At 62.0% G+C, this 17,339-nt stretch carries 11 protein-coding genes; 1 reads left to right on the top strand and 10 read right to left on the bottom strand.

Features of this window, described 5'->3' with window-relative positions; all coding sequences use genetic code 11:
* Positions 1–77: 77 nt before the first annotated feature.
* The 10 genes from hemE to pilM form a co-directional block, all read right to left on the bottom strand.
* Positions 78–1,145, bottom strand: coding sequence for a uroporphyrinogen decarboxylase (hemE, locus tag QMX97_RS27760; RefSeq protein ID WP_065899950.1), 1,068 nt, complete (start codon positions 1,143–1,145; stop codon positions 78–80).
* Between the two features lie 187 nt (positions 1,146–1,332).
* Positions 1,333–2,751: an FAD-dependent oxidoreductase gene (locus tag QMX97_RS27765; RefSeq protein WP_065899949.1), complete on the bottom strand. Its 1,419-nt coding sequence runs from the start codon at positions 2,749–2,751 to the stop codon at positions 1,333–1,335.
* 123 nt (positions 2,752–2,874) lie between these two features.
* Positions 2,875–7,320 (bottom strand): glutamate synthase large subunit, encoded by a 4,446-nt coding sequence (gltB, locus tag QMX97_RS27770; RefSeq protein WP_201143386.1) that lies wholly within the window; start codon positions 7,318–7,320, stop codon positions 2,875–2,877.
* Between the two features lie 350 nt (positions 7,321–7,670).
* Entirely contained in the window at positions 7,671–9,230 is a 1,560-nt protein-coding gene (locus QMX97_RS27775) for an AAA family ATPase (protein ID WP_065899945.1), read from the bottom strand.
* A gap of 10 nt (positions 9,231–9,240) precedes the next feature.
* Positions 9,241–10,341, bottom strand: coding sequence for a 3-dehydroquinate synthase (gene aroB / locus QMX97_RS27780; protein ID WP_282397958.1), 1,101 nt, complete (start codon positions 10,339–10,341; stop codon positions 9,241–9,243).
* A 125-nt stretch (positions 10,342–10,466) separates the two neighbouring features.
* Positions 10,467–10,985: a shikimate kinase AroK gene (gene aroK, locus QMX97_RS27785; RefSeq protein WP_065899941.1), complete on the bottom strand. Its 519-nt coding sequence runs from the start codon at positions 10,983–10,985 to the stop codon at positions 10,467–10,469.
* 4 nt (positions 10,986–10,989) lie between these two features.
* Positions 10,990–12,315 (bottom strand): type IV pilus secretin PilQ family protein, encoded by a 1,326-nt coding sequence (locus QMX97_RS27790; RefSeq protein WP_106805373.1) that lies wholly within the window; start codon positions 12,313–12,315, stop codon positions 10,990–10,992.
* Between the two features lie 69 nt (positions 12,316–12,384).
* Positions 12,385–13,347 (bottom strand): pilus assembly protein PilP, encoded by a 963-nt coding sequence (locus tag QMX97_RS27795; RefSeq protein WP_282397959.1) that lies wholly within the window; start codon positions 13,345–13,347, stop codon positions 12,385–12,387.
* Complete coding sequence (locus QMX97_RS27800; RefSeq protein WP_106805375.1) at positions 13,344–13,895, bottom strand: PilN domain-containing protein; 552 nt, start codon at positions 13,893–13,895, stop codon at positions 13,344–13,346. The genes QMX97_RS27795 and QMX97_RS27800 overlap by 4 nt, the downstream gene beginning before the upstream one ends.
* Positions 13,895–14,548, bottom strand: coding sequence for a type IV pilus assembly protein PilM (gene pilM, locus QMX97_RS27805; protein WP_282397960.1), 654 nt, complete (start codon positions 14,546–14,548; stop codon positions 13,895–13,897). The genes QMX97_RS27800 and pilM overlap by 1 nt, the downstream gene beginning before the upstream one ends.
* Positions 14,549–14,766: 218 nt before the next feature.
* Between pilM and QMX97_RS27810 the strand changes: the two genes are divergently transcribed.
* Positions 14,767–17,232, top strand: a complete 2,466-nt coding sequence (locus QMX97_RS27810; protein WP_065899932.1) for a penicillin-binding protein 1A — start codon at positions 14,767–14,769, stop codon at positions 17,230–17,232.
* Positions 17,233–17,339: the final 107 nt, after the last annotated feature.

Consider the following 17,339-nt stretch of genomic DNA (forward strand, 5'->3'; position numbering starts at 1 on the left):
GGCTTGCTCGCGAATGCGCAGTGTCAGTTGATACACCGCATTCGCGAGCAAGCCCGCTCCCACAGTTGTTTTGCGTGTTAGTTGTGGTATTGCGCGGACAGTTCGTGCACCGCCTGCAGGAACGCACCGGCGTGCTCCGGGTTCACTTCCGGGGTGATGCCATGACCGAGGTTGAACACGTGACCGGTGCCCTTGCCATAGCTGGCCAGGATGCGTCCGACTTCGGTGCGAATCGCTTCCGGCTTGGCGTACAGCACGGTCGGGTCCATGTTGCCTTGCAGGGCAACCTGGTTGCCGACCCGACGACGGGCATCGCCCAGGTCGCAGGTCCAGTCCAGGCCCAATGCATCGGCACCGGCATCGGCGATGCTTTCGAGCCACAGGCCGCCGCCCTTGGTGAACATGATGACCGGCACTTTACGGCCTTCGTGTTCGCGGATCAGGCCGCTGACGATTTTGCGCATATAGGCCAGGGAAAATTCCTGATACGCCGCGGCCGACAGGTTGCCGCCCCAGGTATCGAAGATCTGCACTGCCTGGGCACCGGCCATGATCTGGCCGTTGAGGTAGGAGGTGACCGACTGCGCCAGCTTGTCCAGCAGCAGGTGCATGGCCTGCGGGTTGTCGTAGAGCATGGCCTTGGTCTTGCGGAAGTCTTTCGACGAGCCGCCTTCGACCATGTAGGTGGCCAGGGTCCATGGGCTGCCGGAGAAGCCGATCAGCGGCACGCGACCATTCAGCTCGCGGCGGATGGTGCTGACGGCGTCCATCACATAGCCAAGGTCCTTGTGCGGATCAGGGATCGGCAGGGCTTCGATATCGGCCAGGGTGCTGACGACTTTCTTGAAGCGCGGGCCTTCGCCGGTTTCAAAATACAGGCCTTGGCCCATGGCGTCGGGGATGGTGAGGATGTCGGAAAAGAGGATGGCCGCGTCCAGTTGTGGGTAGCGGTCCAGCGGCTGCATGGTGACTTCGCAGGCGAACGCAGGATTCATGCACAGGCTCATGAAATCGCCGGCGTTGGCGCGACTGGCGCGGTATTCCGGCAAGTAGCGACCGGCCTGGCGCATCATCCACACAGGGGTGACGTCCACGGGTTGCTTGAGCAGGGCACGAAGGAAACGGTCGTTCTTGAGGGCAGTCATGTCGGCATCCGCAAAAAAAGTGCGGGCATTTTCTCAGAGCGCGACGCAAAAGGCACGGAATGCGCCGTGCCTTTTGTCTATCGGGTCAATTTGTCGCATCAAAGCAGCGCCAAGTTTCAAGCTGAAAGCCCCAAGTATCGGGGCTTACAGCTTGCAGCTCATTGCTTGAAACTGGCTGCTGGCGTCGTCAGACGCCCAGGTAATCCAGGATCCCTTCAGCGGCATTGCGCCCTTCGAAGATCGCCGTCACGACCAGGTCAGAACCGCGCACCATATCGCCACCGGCGAAGATTTTCGGGTTGCTGGTCTGGTGCTTGTACTGGCCTTGTTCCGGGGCGACGACGCGGCCCTGGCTGTCGGTCTGGATCTGGAACTGTTCGAACCACGGCGCCGGGCTTGGGCGGAAACCGAAAGCGATGACCACGGCATCGGCCGGGATGATCTCTTCGGAACCCGGGATCGGCTCGGGGCTGCGACGGCCACGGGCATCCGGTTCGCCGAGACGGGTCTCGACCACCTTCACGCCTTCGACGCGGTCTTCACCGACGATAGCGATCGGCTGGCGGTTGTAGAGGAATTTCACCCCTTCTTCCTTGGCGTTCTTCACTTCTTTGCGCGAGCCGGGCATGTTCGCTTCGTCACGACGGTACGCACAGGTCACCGACTTGGCGCCCTGGCGGATCGAGGTACGGTTGCAGTCCATCGCAGTGTCGCCACCGCCGAGTACCACGACCTTCTTGCCTTTCATGTCGACGAAATCTTCCGGCGACTTTTCAAAGCCCAGATTGCGATTGACGTTGGCGATCAGGAAGTCGAGCGCGTCATACACCCCCGGCAGGTCCTCACCGGCAAAGCCGCCCTTCATGTAGGTGTAGGTGCCCATGCCCATGAACACCGCATCGTATTCCTCGAGCAGTTGCTCCATGGTGATGTCTTTGCCGATTTCGGTATTGAGACGGAACTCGATACCCATGCCGGTGAAGACTTCACGGCGATTGCTCAGGACGGTTTTTTCCAGCTTGAACTCGGGGATGCCGAAGGTCAGCAGGCCACCGATTTCCGGGTTCTTGTCGAACACCACCGGGGTCACGCCGCCACGCACCAGCACGTCGGCACAGCCCAGGCCCGCCGGGCCCGCGCCGATGATCGCAACGCGCTTGCCGGTCGGCTTGACCTTGGACATGTCCGGACGCCAGCCCATGGCGAACGCGGTGTCGGTGATGTACTTCTCCACCGAGCCGATCGTCACCGCGCCGAAGCCGTCGTTGAGGGTGCACGCACCTTCGCACAGACGATCCTGCGGGCACACTCGGCCACACACTTCCGGCAAGGTGTTGGTCTGGTGCGACAGCTCGGCGGCGGCAAGGATGTTGCCCTCGGCCACCAACTTGAGCCAGTTGGGAATGAAGTTGTGCACCGGGCACTTCCATTCGCAATACGGGTTACCGCAACCCAGGCAGCGGTGGGCCTGGTCGGCCGAGTGCTGGGGCTTGAAGGGTTCGTAGATTTCCACGAACTCCTTCTTGCGTTGACGCAACAGTTTCTTCTTCGGATCTTTGCGCCCGACATCGATGAATTGGAAGTCGTTATTGAGACGTTCGCCCATCTTCAAAACCTCTTACACGACAGCTCCAAGCGGCAAGCTTGAAGCTGCAAGAAAATCACATTAACCGGCATACCGCGCACTGCATTTCACTTGCGGCTTGAAGCTTGCCGCTGGCGACTGCACTTATTGCGGGTTGGCACGGATGCTGGAAAGCAACGACTTCAAGTTGGCAGCCTTGGGCTTGACCAGCCAGAAACGACGCAGGTAATCATCGAGGTTTTCGGCGAGGTTACGACCCCATTCGCTGCCAGTCTCCTCGACGTACTCGTCCAGCACGTGCTGCAAGTGGTTCCGGTAGGATTCCATGGCTTCGCCGCTGATCCGCTGGATCTCGACCAACTCGTGGTTGACCTTGTCGACGAAGGTGTTGTCCTGGTCGAGCACGTAGGCGAAACCGCCGGTCATGCCCGAACCGAAGTTGTAACCAGTCTTGCCCAGTACCGCGACAAAGCCACCGGTCATGTACTCGCAGCAGTGATCGCCGGTACCTTCCACCACGGTGTGGGCACCGGAGTTACGCACGGCGAAACGCTCACCGGCCGTACCGGCGGCGAACAGCTTGCCACCGGTGGCGCCGTACAAGCAGGTGTTGCCGATGATGGCACTGTCCTGGGTCTTGTACACGCTGCCTGCAGGTGGAACGATCACCAGCTTGCCGCCGGTCATGCCCTTGCCCACGTAGTCGTTGGCATCGCCTTCCAGGTACATGTGCAGGCCGCCGGCGTTCCACACGCCGAAACTCTGGCCAGCGGTGCCCTTGAAGCGGAAGGTGATCGGTGCTTTCGCCATCCCCTGGTTGCCGTGCTTGCGCGCGATTTCGCCGGAGATCCGTGCGCCGATGGAACGGTCGCAGTTGCAGATATCCAGGGCGAACTCGCCACCGCTGACATCGTTGATCGACGAAGCAGCCATCTCGACCATCTTCTCGGCCAACAGGCCTTTGTCGAACGGCGGGTTGCGATCCACCTGGCAGAATTGCGGCTTGTCGGCCGGGATGTGATCACTGCCCAACAGCGGCGTCAGGTCGAGGTGGTTCTGCTTGGCGGTCTGGCCTTCGAGGATATCCAGCAGGTCGGTACGCCCGATCAGCTCCTCGAGGGAACGCACACCCAGCTTGGCCAGCCACTCACGGGTCTCTTCGGCGACGTAGGTGAAGAAGTTCACCACCATGTCGACGGTGCCGATGTAGTGATCCTTGCGCAGCTTCTCGTTCTGGGTCGCGACGCCGGTGGCGCAGTTGTTCAGGTGGCAGATGCGCAGGTATTTGCAGCCCAGGGCGATCATTGGCGCAGTACCGAAGCCGAAGCTCTCGGCGCCGAGGATCGCAGCCTTGATCACGTCGAGGCCGGTTTTCAAGCCGCCGTCGGTCTGCACCCGGACCTTGCCGCGCAGGTCGTTGCCGCGCAGGGTCTGGTGAGTTTCGGCCAGGCCGAGTTCCCACGGCGCGCCGGCGTACTTGATCGAGGTCAGCGGCGATGCGCCGGTGCCGCCGTCGTAGCCGGAGATGGTGATCAGGTCGGCATAGGCCTTGGCCACGCCAGCGGCGATGGTGCCCACGCCGGCTTCCGCCACCAGCTTCACCGAGACCAGGGCCTGCGGGTTGACTTGTTTCAAGTCAAAAATCAGCTGCGACAAGTCTTCGATCGAATAGATGTCGTGGTGCGGCGGTGGCGAGATCAGGGTCACGCCGGGTACTGCGTAACGCAGCTTGGCGATCAGGCCGTTGACCTTGCCGCCTGGCAGTTGGCCGCCCTCACCGGGCTTGGCGCCCTGGGCAACCTTGATCTGCAGCACTTCGGCGTTGACCAGGTATTCCGGGGTCACACCAAAACGGCCGGTGGCCACCTGCTTGATTTTCGAACTCTTGATGGTGCCGTAGCGCGCCGGGTCTTCACCGCCTTCACCGGAGTTGGAACGCGCACCCAGGCGGTTCATGGCTTCGGCCAGGGCTTCGTGAGCCTCGGGCGACAAGGCGCCCAGGGAAATACCGGCGGAGTCGAAACGCTTGAGGATCGACTCCAGCGGCTCGACTTCGTTGATGTCCATCGCGGTGTCCAGGGTCTTCACCTTGAACAGGTCGCGGATCATCGACACCGGGCGGTTATCCACCAGGCTCGTGTATTCCTTGAACTTGGCGTAGTCGCCCTGCTGCACGGCAGCTTGCAGGGTGTTGACCACGTCCGGGTTGTACGCATGATATTCGCCGCCGTGGACGAACTTCAGCAGGCCGCCTTGCTGGATCGGCTTGCGCGCGCTCCAGGCTTCGGCTGCCAGGGCTTTCTGCTCGGCTTCGATATCGACGAAACGCGCGCCCTTGATACGGCTCGGCACACCACGGAAGCTCAGCTCGCAGACTTCTTCGGACAGGCCGATGGCCTCGAACAGTTGCGCGCCACGGTACGAGGTGACGGTGGAGATGCCCATCTTCGACAGGATCTTCAGCAGGCCCTTGGTGATGCCTTTACGGTAGTTCTTGAACACCTCGTAGAGGTCGCCGAGGACTTCGCCGGTACGGATCAGGTCGCCGAGGACTTCGTACGCCAGGAACGGGTACACCGCCGAGGCGCCGAAGCCGATCAGCACCGCAAAGTGATGCGGGTCACGGGCGGTAGCGGTTTCGACGAGGATGTTGGAATCGCAGCGCAGGCCTTTTTCGGTCAGGCGGTGGTGTACCGCGCCGGTGGCCAGGGACGCGTGGATCGGCAGCTTGCCCGGCGCGATGTGGCGGTCGGTCAGCACGATCTGAGTACGACCGGCGCGCACGGCTTCTTCGGCCTGGTCGGCGACATTGCGCACAGCGGCTTCAAGGCCGAGGCTCTCGTCGTAGTTCAGGTCGATGATCTGGCGGTCGAAGCCCGGGCGATCCAGGGTCATCAGCGAGCGCCACTTGGCCGGCGAAATCACTGGCGAGCTGAGGATCACGCGAGAAGCGTGCTCAGGCGATTCCTGGAAGATGTTGCGCTCGGCACCGAGGCAGACTTCCAGGGACATCACGATGGCTTCACGCAGCGGATCGATCGGCGGGTTGGTCACCTGGGCGAACTGCTGGCGGAAATAATCGTACGGTGTGCGCACGCGCTGGGACAGCACGGCCATCGGCGTGTCGTCGCCCATGGAGCCGACCGCCTCGTAGCCTTGCTCGCCAAGCGGACGCAGCACCTGGTCGCGTTCCTCGAAGGTGACCTGGTACATCTTCATGTACTGCTTGAGCTGGTCGACGTCGTAGAAAGCCGAACCGTGGTCGTTGTCCTCCATGGTCGCCTGGATGCGCAGGGCGTTCTTGCGCAGCCATTGCTTGTACGGGTGACGCGACTTCAAGCGGTTGTCGATCGCGTCGGTGTCGAGGATCTGCCCGGTCTCGGTGTCCACGGCCAGGATCTGGCCAGGGCCTACACGGCCCTTGGCGATCACGTCTTCGGGCTGGTAGTTCCACACGCCGATTTCCGACGCCAGGGTGATGAAGCCGTTGGTGGTGGTCACCCAACGCGCCGGGCGCAGGCCGTTGCGGTCGAGCAGGCACACGGCGTAGCGACCGTCGGTCATGACCACGCCAGCCGGGCCGTCCCACGGCTCCATGTGCATCGAGTTGTACTCGTAGAATGCACGCAGATCCGGGTCCATGGTTTCGACGTTCTGCCACGCTGGCGGAATGATCATGCGCACGCCACGGAACAGGTCGATGCCGCCGGTGACCATCAGCTCAAGCATGTTGTCCATGCTGGAGGAGTCGGAACCGACGCGGTTGACCAGCGGGCCGAGCTCTTCCAGGTCCATCAAATCGTTGGCGAACTTGGTGCGACGGGCCACGGCCCAGTTGCGGTTGCCGGTGATAGTGTTGATCTCGCCGTTGTGGGCGAGGAAGCGGAATGGCTGGGCCAGCGGCCATTTCGGCAGGGTGTTGGTGGAGAAGCGCTGGTGGAACACGCAGATCGCGGTTTGCAGGCGCTCATCGCTCAGGTCTGGATAGAAGGCGGTCAAGTCCGCCGGCATCATCAGGCCTTTATAAATGATGGTCTTGTGGGAAAAGCTGCAGATGTAGTGGTCGGTGTCGGCGGCGTTGGCCACGGACGAACGACGACGCGAGGTGAACAGCTTGATCGCCATGTCCTGGTCGCTCAGGCCATCACCGGCAATGAACACTTGCTCGATCTGCGGCAGGCGCTCCAGGGCCAGGCGGCCGAGCACGCTGGTGTCGATCGGCACTTTGCGCCAGCCGACGAGTTGCAGGCCGGCAGCCAGGATCTCGCGGTTCATGTTCTCGCGAGCGGCTTCGGCTTTGACCGGGTCCTGGTTGAAGAACACCATGCCCACGGCGTACTGCTTGGGCAAATCGGTGCCGAAATGCTCCTTGGCGACAGCACGCAGGAACTGGTCGGGCTTTTGAATCAGCAAGCCACAACCGTCACCGGTCTTGCCGTCGGCGTTGATCCCACCACGGTGGGTCATGCAGGTCAGGGCCTCGATGGCCGTTTGCAAAAGGGTATGACTGGGCTCGCCCTGCATATGGGCTATCAGGCCGAAACCGCAGTTATCCTTGAATTCATCGGGTTGGTACAGACCTGCTTTCATAGACACTTTCTCACCAGGCTGCCTCTTATATCGAGGCAAATTTCTTTTCAATTCAACCGGTTACCTTCCACGCCGAACGTACGCCGGCTTAGCGGGGGCAAAAGGGAGGTCATTGTACACACCGACACGAACGCTCACAAATTTAGCGACGAAATGTCGCAAATCTATGTCGCATTTATGAAAGGTTTAAAGCGATATGCTGTGCTAGTCAAAACTTTTTTAATTCTGACCGCTACGACTCAAAAGCTACTGTGACGCAGACACCACAAAGCGCGCGGCCTTCAGGGCTGCACGCTGTTGTAGTTTTTTTGAGGTGCCGGGAGGGCGGCCTGGGTAAGGCCGCCGGATCTTCAGCGAGTTGTTGCGAGTTCTTGTTGAACGCTGGCAACAGTGCGTGGCCAAGGTTTACCAGCCTGGACCTTCGCTGGCAAGGTTTTGATCGCAGAATCAGCAGCGGCACGGCTGGAGAAACTGCCGTAGGTGATCACGTAGAGAGGCTTGCCGTTGAGCACTTTCTTGAAATAACGGTACTCGCCACCCTGCTCTTTCACGAACGCCTGCGCGTTGGCTTCGGAGCTGGTGCCGAGGATCTGCACCACGAAGTTACCGGTCGGCTGGCTGGTGTACCAGCTGCTGCCGGCGGCGCCAGCCTTGGCAACGGTGGCGGCGGGTTTTTCTGCAGGCTTGGCAGCCGGTGCCGGAGCGGGCTTGGCGGCTGGTGCAGGGGCGACCGGCTTGGTCACTGGCGCAGGCTTGGCCGTGGCGACGGTAGGTGCCGGCGTCGGCTTGGCAGCCGGCTGGCCCGCTGGCACACCCGCAGGTGGTGCAGTGGTGGTGACCGTCGGCGGTGTGGCGCTGGAGCCTTCCACCGGCACGCCGTCGTCGCCTTCGGAGATGCCGCCGGCTTCTTCGGCGAGCGGGCCGCGCATCACCGGCTGGCCGACCATCGGCAGGTTGGTCGGTTGGCCGGAGTTGGCGAACTCGACATTTGGCGTGGGCTTGCCCAGTGGCAACTGCGCCTGTTCGGTTGGCGCGCCGGCAGTCGTCGGTGCCTTGCTGCGACCCGGGATCAGCCAGGCAGCGGCAACGGCGACCACGACAACGGCGGAAATCGCCAATACGTGCTTCTTAGGCATAGTGAACCCCATCTTTGGACGCTTGACCGCAGAGCGGCTGGCAATCATGGCTTCGATCATGGCATCGCGGGCGACCTGGTTGATGGTGCCAGGCCAGCCGTCGGAGCTTTCGTGAATATCAGAGATCTGCGCAGCGGAGAAAAGTTCGATGCCCTGCCCTGCGCCTTCAAGGCGTTGAGCCAGGTATTCGCGGGTTTCTTCCTCTTCGTACGGCTGCAATTCGATGACGTGGAACAGTTCCTGATCGCCACTGATCTGCTCCAGATCGGCGATCAACGACGACTCACCGAACAGGAACACATGGGGGCGACCCTCGGGCGTACCCGCCGCCAGCGCCAGCAGTGCTTCCAGGGCGGATTCGTCGAGTTGTTCGGCGTCATCCACCAGCAGGTAGACTTCCTGGCCGGTCAGGCCCAACTGCACCACCTGCTTGAGGATCGCATTCGGCTCGGCAGTGGACACGTCCAACGCCTGGGCCACTTGGCGCAATACGCCCGCTGCATCACCGGCACCGCGAGCCGAGACCACCACGCTCTGTACCGACTGCTTGTTGGTGCTGGCCACCAGAGCCTGGCGCAGCAGGGTCTTGCCGCTGCCCAACGGGCCGGTCACCACCAGCAGCAGTTGGCTGTAGCGCGCCAGATGGTGCAACTGCCCAAGCACCGGCTTGCGCTGGGCCGGGAAAAATTTGAAGCCAGGCACCCGTGGAGCAAAGGGGTCGTGGCTGAGCTGGTAATGGCCGAGGAACGCCTCGTCGGCATGCAAACTAGTCATCGGGATCTTATTAACCTTTAAGCTGGGCCAGGGCGCGGTAATCCGCTCCCAGCGTGGCCTGTAAAATCTCTTTCGGATAATCGTCGGTCACCACTGCTTCGCCCATGTGGCGCAGCAGCACCAGTCGCAGTCGACCGTCGATCACTTTCTTGTCTATCGCCATATGTTCGAGGAAGTCCGCCTCGGTCATCTCCTCAGGCGGGATGACCGGCAAACCGGCGCGCTGGAACAGGCGGATACCACGATCACGCTCCTGGGCACTGATCCAGCCCAGGCGGTGCGACATCTCCAATGCCATCACAGTGCCAGCCGCAACGGCCTCCCCATGCAACCACACACCATAGCCCATGTGGGTTTCGATCGCATGGCCGAAGGTGTGACCCAGGTTCAAGGTGGCCCGTACACCGGACTCCCGTTCGTCGGCATTCACCACCAGCGCCTTGGCGGCGCAGGAGCGGGAAATCGCTTCGGTGAGTGCCGTCTGGTCCAGGTTGCGCAGGGCGTCTACGTGCTCTTCGAGCCAGGTGAGGAACGGCTCGTCACAGATCAGCCCGTACTTGATGACTTCCGCCAACCCCGCCGACAGCTCGCGCGGCGGCAAGGTGTTGAGGGTCGCGGTGTCGATCAGCACGGCCTGGGGCTGGTAGAACGCACCAACCATGTTCTTGCCCAGCGGGTGGTTGATACCGGTCTTGCCACCCACCGAGGAATCGACCTGGGACAGCAAGGTGGTCGGCACCTGGATAAAGTCCACGCCACGCTGATAGCAGGCGGCCGCAAAGCCGGCCATGTCGCCGATCACACCGCCGCCCAGGGCGACCACGGTGGTACGGCGGTCATGACGTGCGGTCAGCAGGCCGTCAAAGATCAGTTGCAGGGTTTCCCAGTTCTTGTGGGCTTCGCCGTCGGGCAAGATCACCGAAATCACGGAATACGCCGACAGGCTGCGGCTCAGACGCTCAAGATACAGCGGCGCGACCGTTTCGTTGGAGATGATCGCCACTTGCCGCCCGGCAATATGCGGTGCGAGCAACTCGGGCTGGTCCAGCAGACCTTCGCCAATATGGATCGGGTAGCTGCGCTCGCCTAGATCGACCTTAAGTGTCTGCATGTGTCCCCGCGTTGAAGATGTATTGACGACCGGTAACGTCCAGATCAGACGTTGCCTGATGGCTCTACGCCACACCCGCGAGGGTGATAGCGCGCCGCCGAGAATAGCGCATTTCGGGCCTGGCTTTAACGGGGTGGCAGCCGTTGCAGGCGCTCAAGAATGTCGAGCACCACCATCCGCGGTGGCCGCTCATCGGTTTCCACCACCAGATCGGCGATCTCCCGATACAGCGGGTCGCGCAGCGTCAGCAGATCCCGCAGGGTCTTGGCCGGGTCGGCGGTGCGCAACAACGGGCGATTGCGATCGCGGGCGGTACGGCCCACTTGCTGTTCCACCGACGCATGCAGATAGACCACGCGACCGCCGGCATGCAGCGCCCGGCGGTTTTCCTCGCGCATCACCGCGCCACCGCCGGTCGCCAATACCACGCCATCGCAGCCGCACAGCTCGGCAATCATCGCCTGCTCGCGGTCGCGAAAGCCCAGTTCGCCTTCCTTATCGAAGATCCATGGGATATTGGCACCCGTGCGCAATTCAATTTCCTTGTCGGAATCTTTGAATGGCAGGCGCAGCTCTTTGGCCAGCAAACGGCCGATGGTGCTTTTTCCAGCCCCCATCGGTCCTACAAGAATCAAATTTCGCACAGAATCAACGACTCACAGCAATCGCCTGGTTATTCATAATACGCGGAGTCAGGAATACCAGCAGCTCGGATTTTTTCTCCGCCAGCACATCGCGCCGGAAAAGGCGGCCAAGATACGGCACATCGCCCAAAAATGGCACTTTATCTACCACTTTGCTTTGGGTATTGGAGAAAACCCCGCCAATCACGATGGTCTCCCCATCCTTGACCAGCACCTTGGCGTTGACCTCGTTTTTCTTGATCGGCGGCACGTCATTGAGCTTGTTCAGGTAGTCGGGCTCATCCTTGGTGACCTTGACCTCCATGATCACCCAGCCGTCCGGGGTGATCTGCGGGGTGACTTCCAGCGACAGCGAAGCCTCCTTGAACGACACCGACGTGGCACCGCTGGAGCTGGATTCCTGGTAGGGAATCTCGGTGCCCTTGAGGATGCGTGCGGTTTCCTTGTCAGAGGTGACCACTTTGGGTTGCGAGACAATTTCCCCGTTACCGGTTTTCTCCATGGCGGTCAGCTCAAGGTCCAGCAGCAAATTATCGGTGATGAAGGCGATGCCCAGGCCGGAGGTACCGGCCAGCGAGCCCATATCGACAAACGGCGCGCTGGCCGGGTTTTCCACAGGCTCCATGCCGTCGGGCAAAGGTTTCTGAATACCGCCAGCACCCCAACCACCGCGACTGAGTCCACCTCCCCAACGCACGCCCAGGCTTTTGTCGTAATCGACATTGGCCTCGACAATCCTCGCCTCGATCATCACCTGGCGCACCGGGATATCCAGCTGCGCCACGATTCGCCGCAGCTCGTCCAAACGCTCGCGGGTCTGGTAGGCGATGATGTTATTGGTGCGGTCGTCCACCGCCACCGAGCCGCGCTCATCGGTGCTGCCTTCAAGGCCAGCCACCGACTGGAACAGCTTGGCCAGGTCCGCGGCCTTGGCGTAATTGACCTGCAGCAGCTCGCGGCGCAAGGGCGCCAGCTCGGCCATCTGTTTGCGCGACTCCAGCGTCAACAGTTCGCGGGCAGCCAGCTCCTCGGCAGGCGCCACCAGCAATACACCGGCCTTCAGCCGCTTATCCAAGCCCTTGGCCTGCAGCACCAGGTCGAGCGCCTGATCCCACGGCACATCCTTGAGGCGCAGGGTGATCGAACCCTGCACGTCGTCGCTGGCCACCAGGTTGAGGCCCGCGACATCGGCGATTTGCTGCAGCACGGCGCGCAGCTCGATGTTCTGGAAGTTGAGGTTCAGCTTGTCGCCGGTATAGGTGTTCGATGCCGCGCTGCCGGGGGGCGGCAGCTGGATCAGATCCACACGATTGGGCACAGCAGCAGCCATCGGTGCCGTGAACGCTATCCATAGCGCCACACCGAAGGACGAGAAAGTCCTTTTCATTGGTTTATTCCGTTATGAGTTGACGTTTAACGCGAGGGTTCGCGGACGCTCCAGCCATGCGCCCTGTTCATCGGGGAACAATTCCACCAGTTCTATATGCCCCTCGTGGATGGCCGTCACCCGGCCGTGGTCCGGCCCCAGGTAATCCCCGACCGCGAGGCGATGCACCGTGGAGGCGGCACGCAGCAAGGCATAGGTCTGCAGCCCGCGAGACAAGGTGCCGACCATTTCGAGCTGATCCACCGCCAGGCTTTCGAGGATGCCTCGCGCCCGGCTGAGGTCCGGCGCATGGGCCGCGCGGCCACGCACATGATCGACCTGGACGGCAAGCGGCTGGAACGGGTCGCGCAGGCCAAAAGCATCGTAGACAAACGGCTGGGCCTGAACGGCTATTCCCCGCCCCTGCTGCGCATGCCAATAGGTCCTGGCCAGCAGGTCCAGGCGCAGCTGCTTGCCATCACGGCGCAGGGCGACATCGTGCACCGTGGTGAGTCGTGCCAGGCCGCCCAAGGCACTCACGAACGTGGCCAGGTCGTGGTAAGCGCCCGTCACGCCGATCTGCACCGGCTGCTCGCCGTGCAAAAACCGTGGCTGCTCATCCAGCGGGGCGATGCTTTCGATCAGCAAACCATTGGCCAGCGCCAACCGAGCGGTGTCTTCCAGCAAGGCGGGCATCTGCGATTCGGCGGGCAGCGCCTGCAACAGCTCGTCGAACTTCGCCTGCCTGAGTGCAAGCTCATGGACCCGTGCCTCGAGGCTGGCCGACAAGGTGCTTTTTTGCGCAAGCTGCTGCTGCAAAGCGAGGTCCTCGCGCTCCAGCTGCTGCAACCGCTCCCGCGACGGGCCCAGGTACATCCACTCACCCATCACCAGCACCACGCCCACCAGCGCACAGCCCAGCAGGGCCTTGCCAGGTAGGGGCCATTTTGCAGCGTTGTGAGTGAGTGCAGAAATATCGAGCCTGGGCAGGCTCATGGTTGAGCCTCGGTGGACTCTCCCTGGCGCACCATCAGCTGGAATTCATTGTTGCCGCGCATGCCTTCGGTGCGCACATGCTGCAGCCGCGTGGCGTGGGCGCCTTCAGACGCCTCCAGGCGGCGCATCAACTGGGCGATGTCCTGGCTCGATTCAGCACTGCCGCTGATGCTCAGCGTGTCGCCCTTCGCCACGACTTCATGCAGGTGTACCCCTTCAGGCACCGCGCGGGCCAACTGGTCCAGCAGTTGGGCGCCGGATGAGCGAGAGTCGTGCAGGTCCTGTACGACCTTCATGCGCTCCGCCAGTTGCTGGCTTTGCTCCTGCAGGTCGTCGATGGTCCTGATGCGCGAATCGAGCACGCCGACTTCCTTGCCGAGGTGGTCGTTGCGCGTCACTTGCCGGTCAATCGCCTGGTCGATCACCTGGTCCGCCAGCCATACGGCTGCGAGCGCCACACAGGCGAACGCCAGCAAACACGCGAGGAAGTACTTGCGTCGCCGCTCTGCCAGCGCCTGGCGCCAAGGCAAAAGATTGATTCGTGTCATCAAGCGAAACTCCTCAGGGCCAACCCGCAAGCAATTCCCATCCCTTGGGCATCCAAGGCCCATTGTGCACCATCGACTCGATGGCCCGGCGTGAAGCTGGCGAAATCCTGACTGCAAGCGCGCGCCAATGCAAACGCTTCGACGTCCACCACCTTCGGCACCAGCCCGGCCAGCGCCAAAACCGCCTCGCGTGCCTCCACCTGCGCCTTCAGGCACGCAGCCAGCAGCACCTGCACCCGAGCCGGATCCTGGGACAATTGCCCTTGCACCTGAAAGTCGATGCTCACGTCATCCAATGGGTAGGGGATGTACTGGTCCGCCTCCATCTGGATCATCCATGTCATCTCGTCGTCGCTGAGGCCTGCTTCCATTTCGATCACCCGCGTGATCACCGAGGGCCCGGACACCGCCACGGCAGCCCCGCGCGCCGAGGTTCGCAGCCGTGCCAATGCAGCCTGCAGGACACGCCCGATCCCCTCGAGATCCAGCAAGGTACCATCCACCACCGCATGCGCCGGCAGCGCCTGGGTGGCGTAGCCTTGAATGGTGTAACCGCCGGTTGAATGACTCAACTCGACCAGGCTGATGGCCGTGTCATTGATATCGACGCCCAGGAGGGTGTCGGTTTTTCGCCTGAAAAATCCCTTTCGCATAAAACTCCCTAAAGCTTTGCCTGTCATACCGCCTGATTGCCGTCGGGCGCCATGCATTCGGTCGATTTGTTGAACCTGTGCGAATGACGTCCGAAGCCGAAAAATGCTTTAATGCCCAGCGTTTTTTCCCGCTTTTTATCTGCAGGTCGGGTTGATCCATCGTTTGCCATGCATGCCCCGACGCCTAACTCATTCTTTTCTCTGGAAATCCAAAAGCCTTGATTCGTCTGCTGAAGTTTTTCGGGTACTCCATTGTCGCGATCGTCTGCGGGCTGCTGCTCGTGCTCAGCGGGGCCTATCTCTACCTTAGTCCGGGTTTGCCCTCCGTAGAGGCCTTGAGAAGTATCCAGTTGCAGATTCCTTTACGGGTCTACAGCAGCGATGAAAAACTGATCGCGGAGTTCGGCGAAATGCGCCGCACACCGATCCGTTTTGCCGACATTCCACCCAATTTCATCAGCGCGTTGTTGTCGGCCGAAGACGATAATTTTGCCAACCACTATGGCGTCGACCCCAGCAGCCTGGTGCGCGCAGCCACCCAATTGGTAAAAAGCGGACACATTCAATCCGGCGGCAGCACCATCACCATGCAGGTGGCGAAGAACTTCTTCCTCACCAGCGAGCGCAGCTTTTCGCGTAAAGCCACCGAAATCCTCCTGGCGCTGCAGATCGAACGCCAGCTGACCAAGGATGAAATCCTCGAGCTGTACGTCAACAAAATCTATCTGGGCAACCGTGCCTACGGGATCGAGGCGGCCTCGCAGGTGTACTACGGCAAGTCGATCCGTGACGCCAGCCTGGCGCAGATGGCGATGATCGCCGGCCTGCCCAAGGCCCCGTCGCGCTTCAATCCGCTGGCCAACCCGGCGCGCAGCAAGGAGCGTCGCGACTGGATCCTGGGGCGCATGTACAAGCTGGGCAAGATCGACCAGGCCGCTTACGAAAGCGCCGTGGCCGAGCCGCTGAACGCCAGTTATCACGTACCGACGCCAGAAGTGAACGCGCCGTATATCGCCGAAATGGCGCGCGCCGAGATGGTCGGCCGCTACGGCAGCGAGGCCTACACCGAAGGTTTCCGCGTGACCACCACCGTGCCGAGCGACCTGCAGGAAATCGCCAACACGTCGGTGCATTCCGGCCTGGTCACCTACGACCAGCGCCACGGCTACCGTGGCCCGGAATCGCGCCTGCCGGGCAAGACCCTGAGCGCCTGGACCACCGAGCTGGGCAAGCAACGCCCGATCAGTGGCCTGGAGCCCGCCATCGTCACCCAGGTGAAGAAAGATGGCTTGCAGGTCCTGACCCGCACCGGCGAAGCGCATGTGGCGTGGGACAGCATGAAATGGGCACGCCCGTTCCTGAACACCAACAGCATGGGCCCGATGCCCAAGCAGCCGTCGGACGTCGCGCAAGTCGGTGACCTGATCCGCGTGCAGCGCCAGAAGGACGACAGCCTCAAATTCAGCCAGGTGCCATTGGCCCAGGGCGCGCTGGTTTCGCTGGACCCACAGAACGGTGCGATCCGCGCGCTGGTCGGTGGCTTCGCCTTCGAGCAGAGCAACTACAACCGCGCCACCCAGGCCAAGCGTCAACCAGGGTCGAGCTTCAAGCCGTTCATCTACAGTGCCGCACTGGACAACGGTTATACCGCCGCCAGCCTGGTCAACGATGCACCGATCGTGTTTGTCGACGAGTACCTGGACAAGGTCTGGCGCCCGAAAAACGACACCAACACCTTCCTCGGCCCGATCCGCATCCGCGAGGCGCTGTACAAGTCGCGCAACCTGGTGTCGATCCGACTGCTGCAAGCGATGGGCGTGGGCAAGACCATCGACTACATCACCCGCTTTGGCTTCAACAAGTCGGACCTGCCGCCGAACCTGTCGCTGGCCCTGGGCACCGCGACCCTCACGCCGATGGAGATCGCCACCGGCTGGAGCACGTTTGCCAACGGCGGCTACAAGATCACGCCATACCTGATCGACAAGATCGAAAGCCGCAATGGCGACACCCTGTTCACCGCCAACCCGCCACGCGTGCCAGGTGACGTGGTCAACGGCGTGGCGGCCACCGATGGCGTGGCGGCCCCGGGCAACGGCGGTATCACCATCGAGCCGACCCCAGGTACACAGCCTGCGGCAAATGCCACGGCCCCGACCGAGCCGCAGGCACCTGCCGTGGCCGAGCGCGTGGTGGATGGCCGTACCACCTATATCCTCAACAGCATCCTGGAAGACGTGATCAAGAAAGGCACCGGCCGTCGCGCCCTGGCCCTGGGCCGGGCGGATATCGCGGGCAAGACCGGCACCACCAACGATTCCAAGGACGCCTGGTTCTCCGGCTACAACGCCGACTACGTGACCACCGTGTGGACCGGCTACGACCAGCCGGAAAGCCTCGGCCGTCGCGAGTTCGGCGGCACCGTCGCGCTGCCGATCTGGATGAGCTACATGGGCGCCGCCCTGAAGGACAAGCCGCTGCATACCCAACCTGAACCGGAAGGCATCCTCAGCCTGCGGATCGATCCGGTCAGTGGCCGCGCGGCCTCGCCAAGCACGCCGAATGCGTACTTCGAACTGTTCAAGAGCGAAGACACCCCGCCGTCGGTCAACGAGCTGGGCAATGGCGTTGCGCCGGGCAGCCCGCTGCCGGCGGATGAGGCAGCGCCGATCGACTTGTTCTAATCGGATCTGTGGCTGAGCACAGATCCAATGTGGGAGCGGGCTTGCTCGCGAAGGCGGAGTATCAGGCTCAGATGGGCCGACTGACACACCGCCTTCGCGAGCAAGCC

The organism is Pseudomonas sp. PS01298, assembly GCF_029959745.1.
Classification (GTDB): domain Bacteria; phylum Pseudomonadota; class Gammaproteobacteria; order Pseudomonadales; family Pseudomonadaceae; genus Aquipseudomonas; species Aquipseudomonas aylmerensis.

Coding starts and splice junctions, on each gene's coding strand:
- hemE (WP_065899950.1), bottom strand. CDS start 1,145: ATGACTGCCCTCAAGAACGACCGTTTCCTTCGTGCCCTGCTCAAGCAA.
- QMX97_RS27765 (WP_065899949.1), bottom strand. CDS start 2,751: ATGGGCGAACGTCTCAATAACGACTTCCAATTCATCGATGTCGGGCGC.
- gltB (WP_201143386.1), bottom strand. CDS start 7,320: ATGAAAGCAGGTCTGTACCAACCCGATGAATTCAAGGATAACTGCGGT.
- QMX97_RS27775 (WP_065899945.1), bottom strand. CDS start 9,230: ATGACTAGTTTGCATGCCGACGAGGCGTTCCTCGGCCATTACCAGCTC.
- aroB (WP_282397958.1), bottom strand. CDS start 10,341: ATGCAGACACTTAAGGTCGATCTAGGCGAGCGCAGCTACCCGATCCAT.
- QMX97_RS27790 (WP_106805373.1), bottom strand. CDS start 12,315: ATGGCTGCTGCTGTGCCCAATCGTGTGGATCTGATCCAGCTGCCGCCC.
- QMX97_RS27795 (WP_282397959.1), bottom strand. CDS start 13,347: ATGAGCCTGCCCAGGCTCGATATTTCTGCACTCACTCACAACGCTGCA.
- QMX97_RS27800 (WP_106805375.1), bottom strand. CDS start 13,895: ATGACACGAATCAATCTTTTGCCTTGGCGCCAGGCGCTGGCAGAGCGG.
- pilM (WP_282397960.1), bottom strand. CDS start 14,548: ATGCGAAAGGGATTTTTCAGGCGAAAAACCGACACCCTCCTGGGCGTC.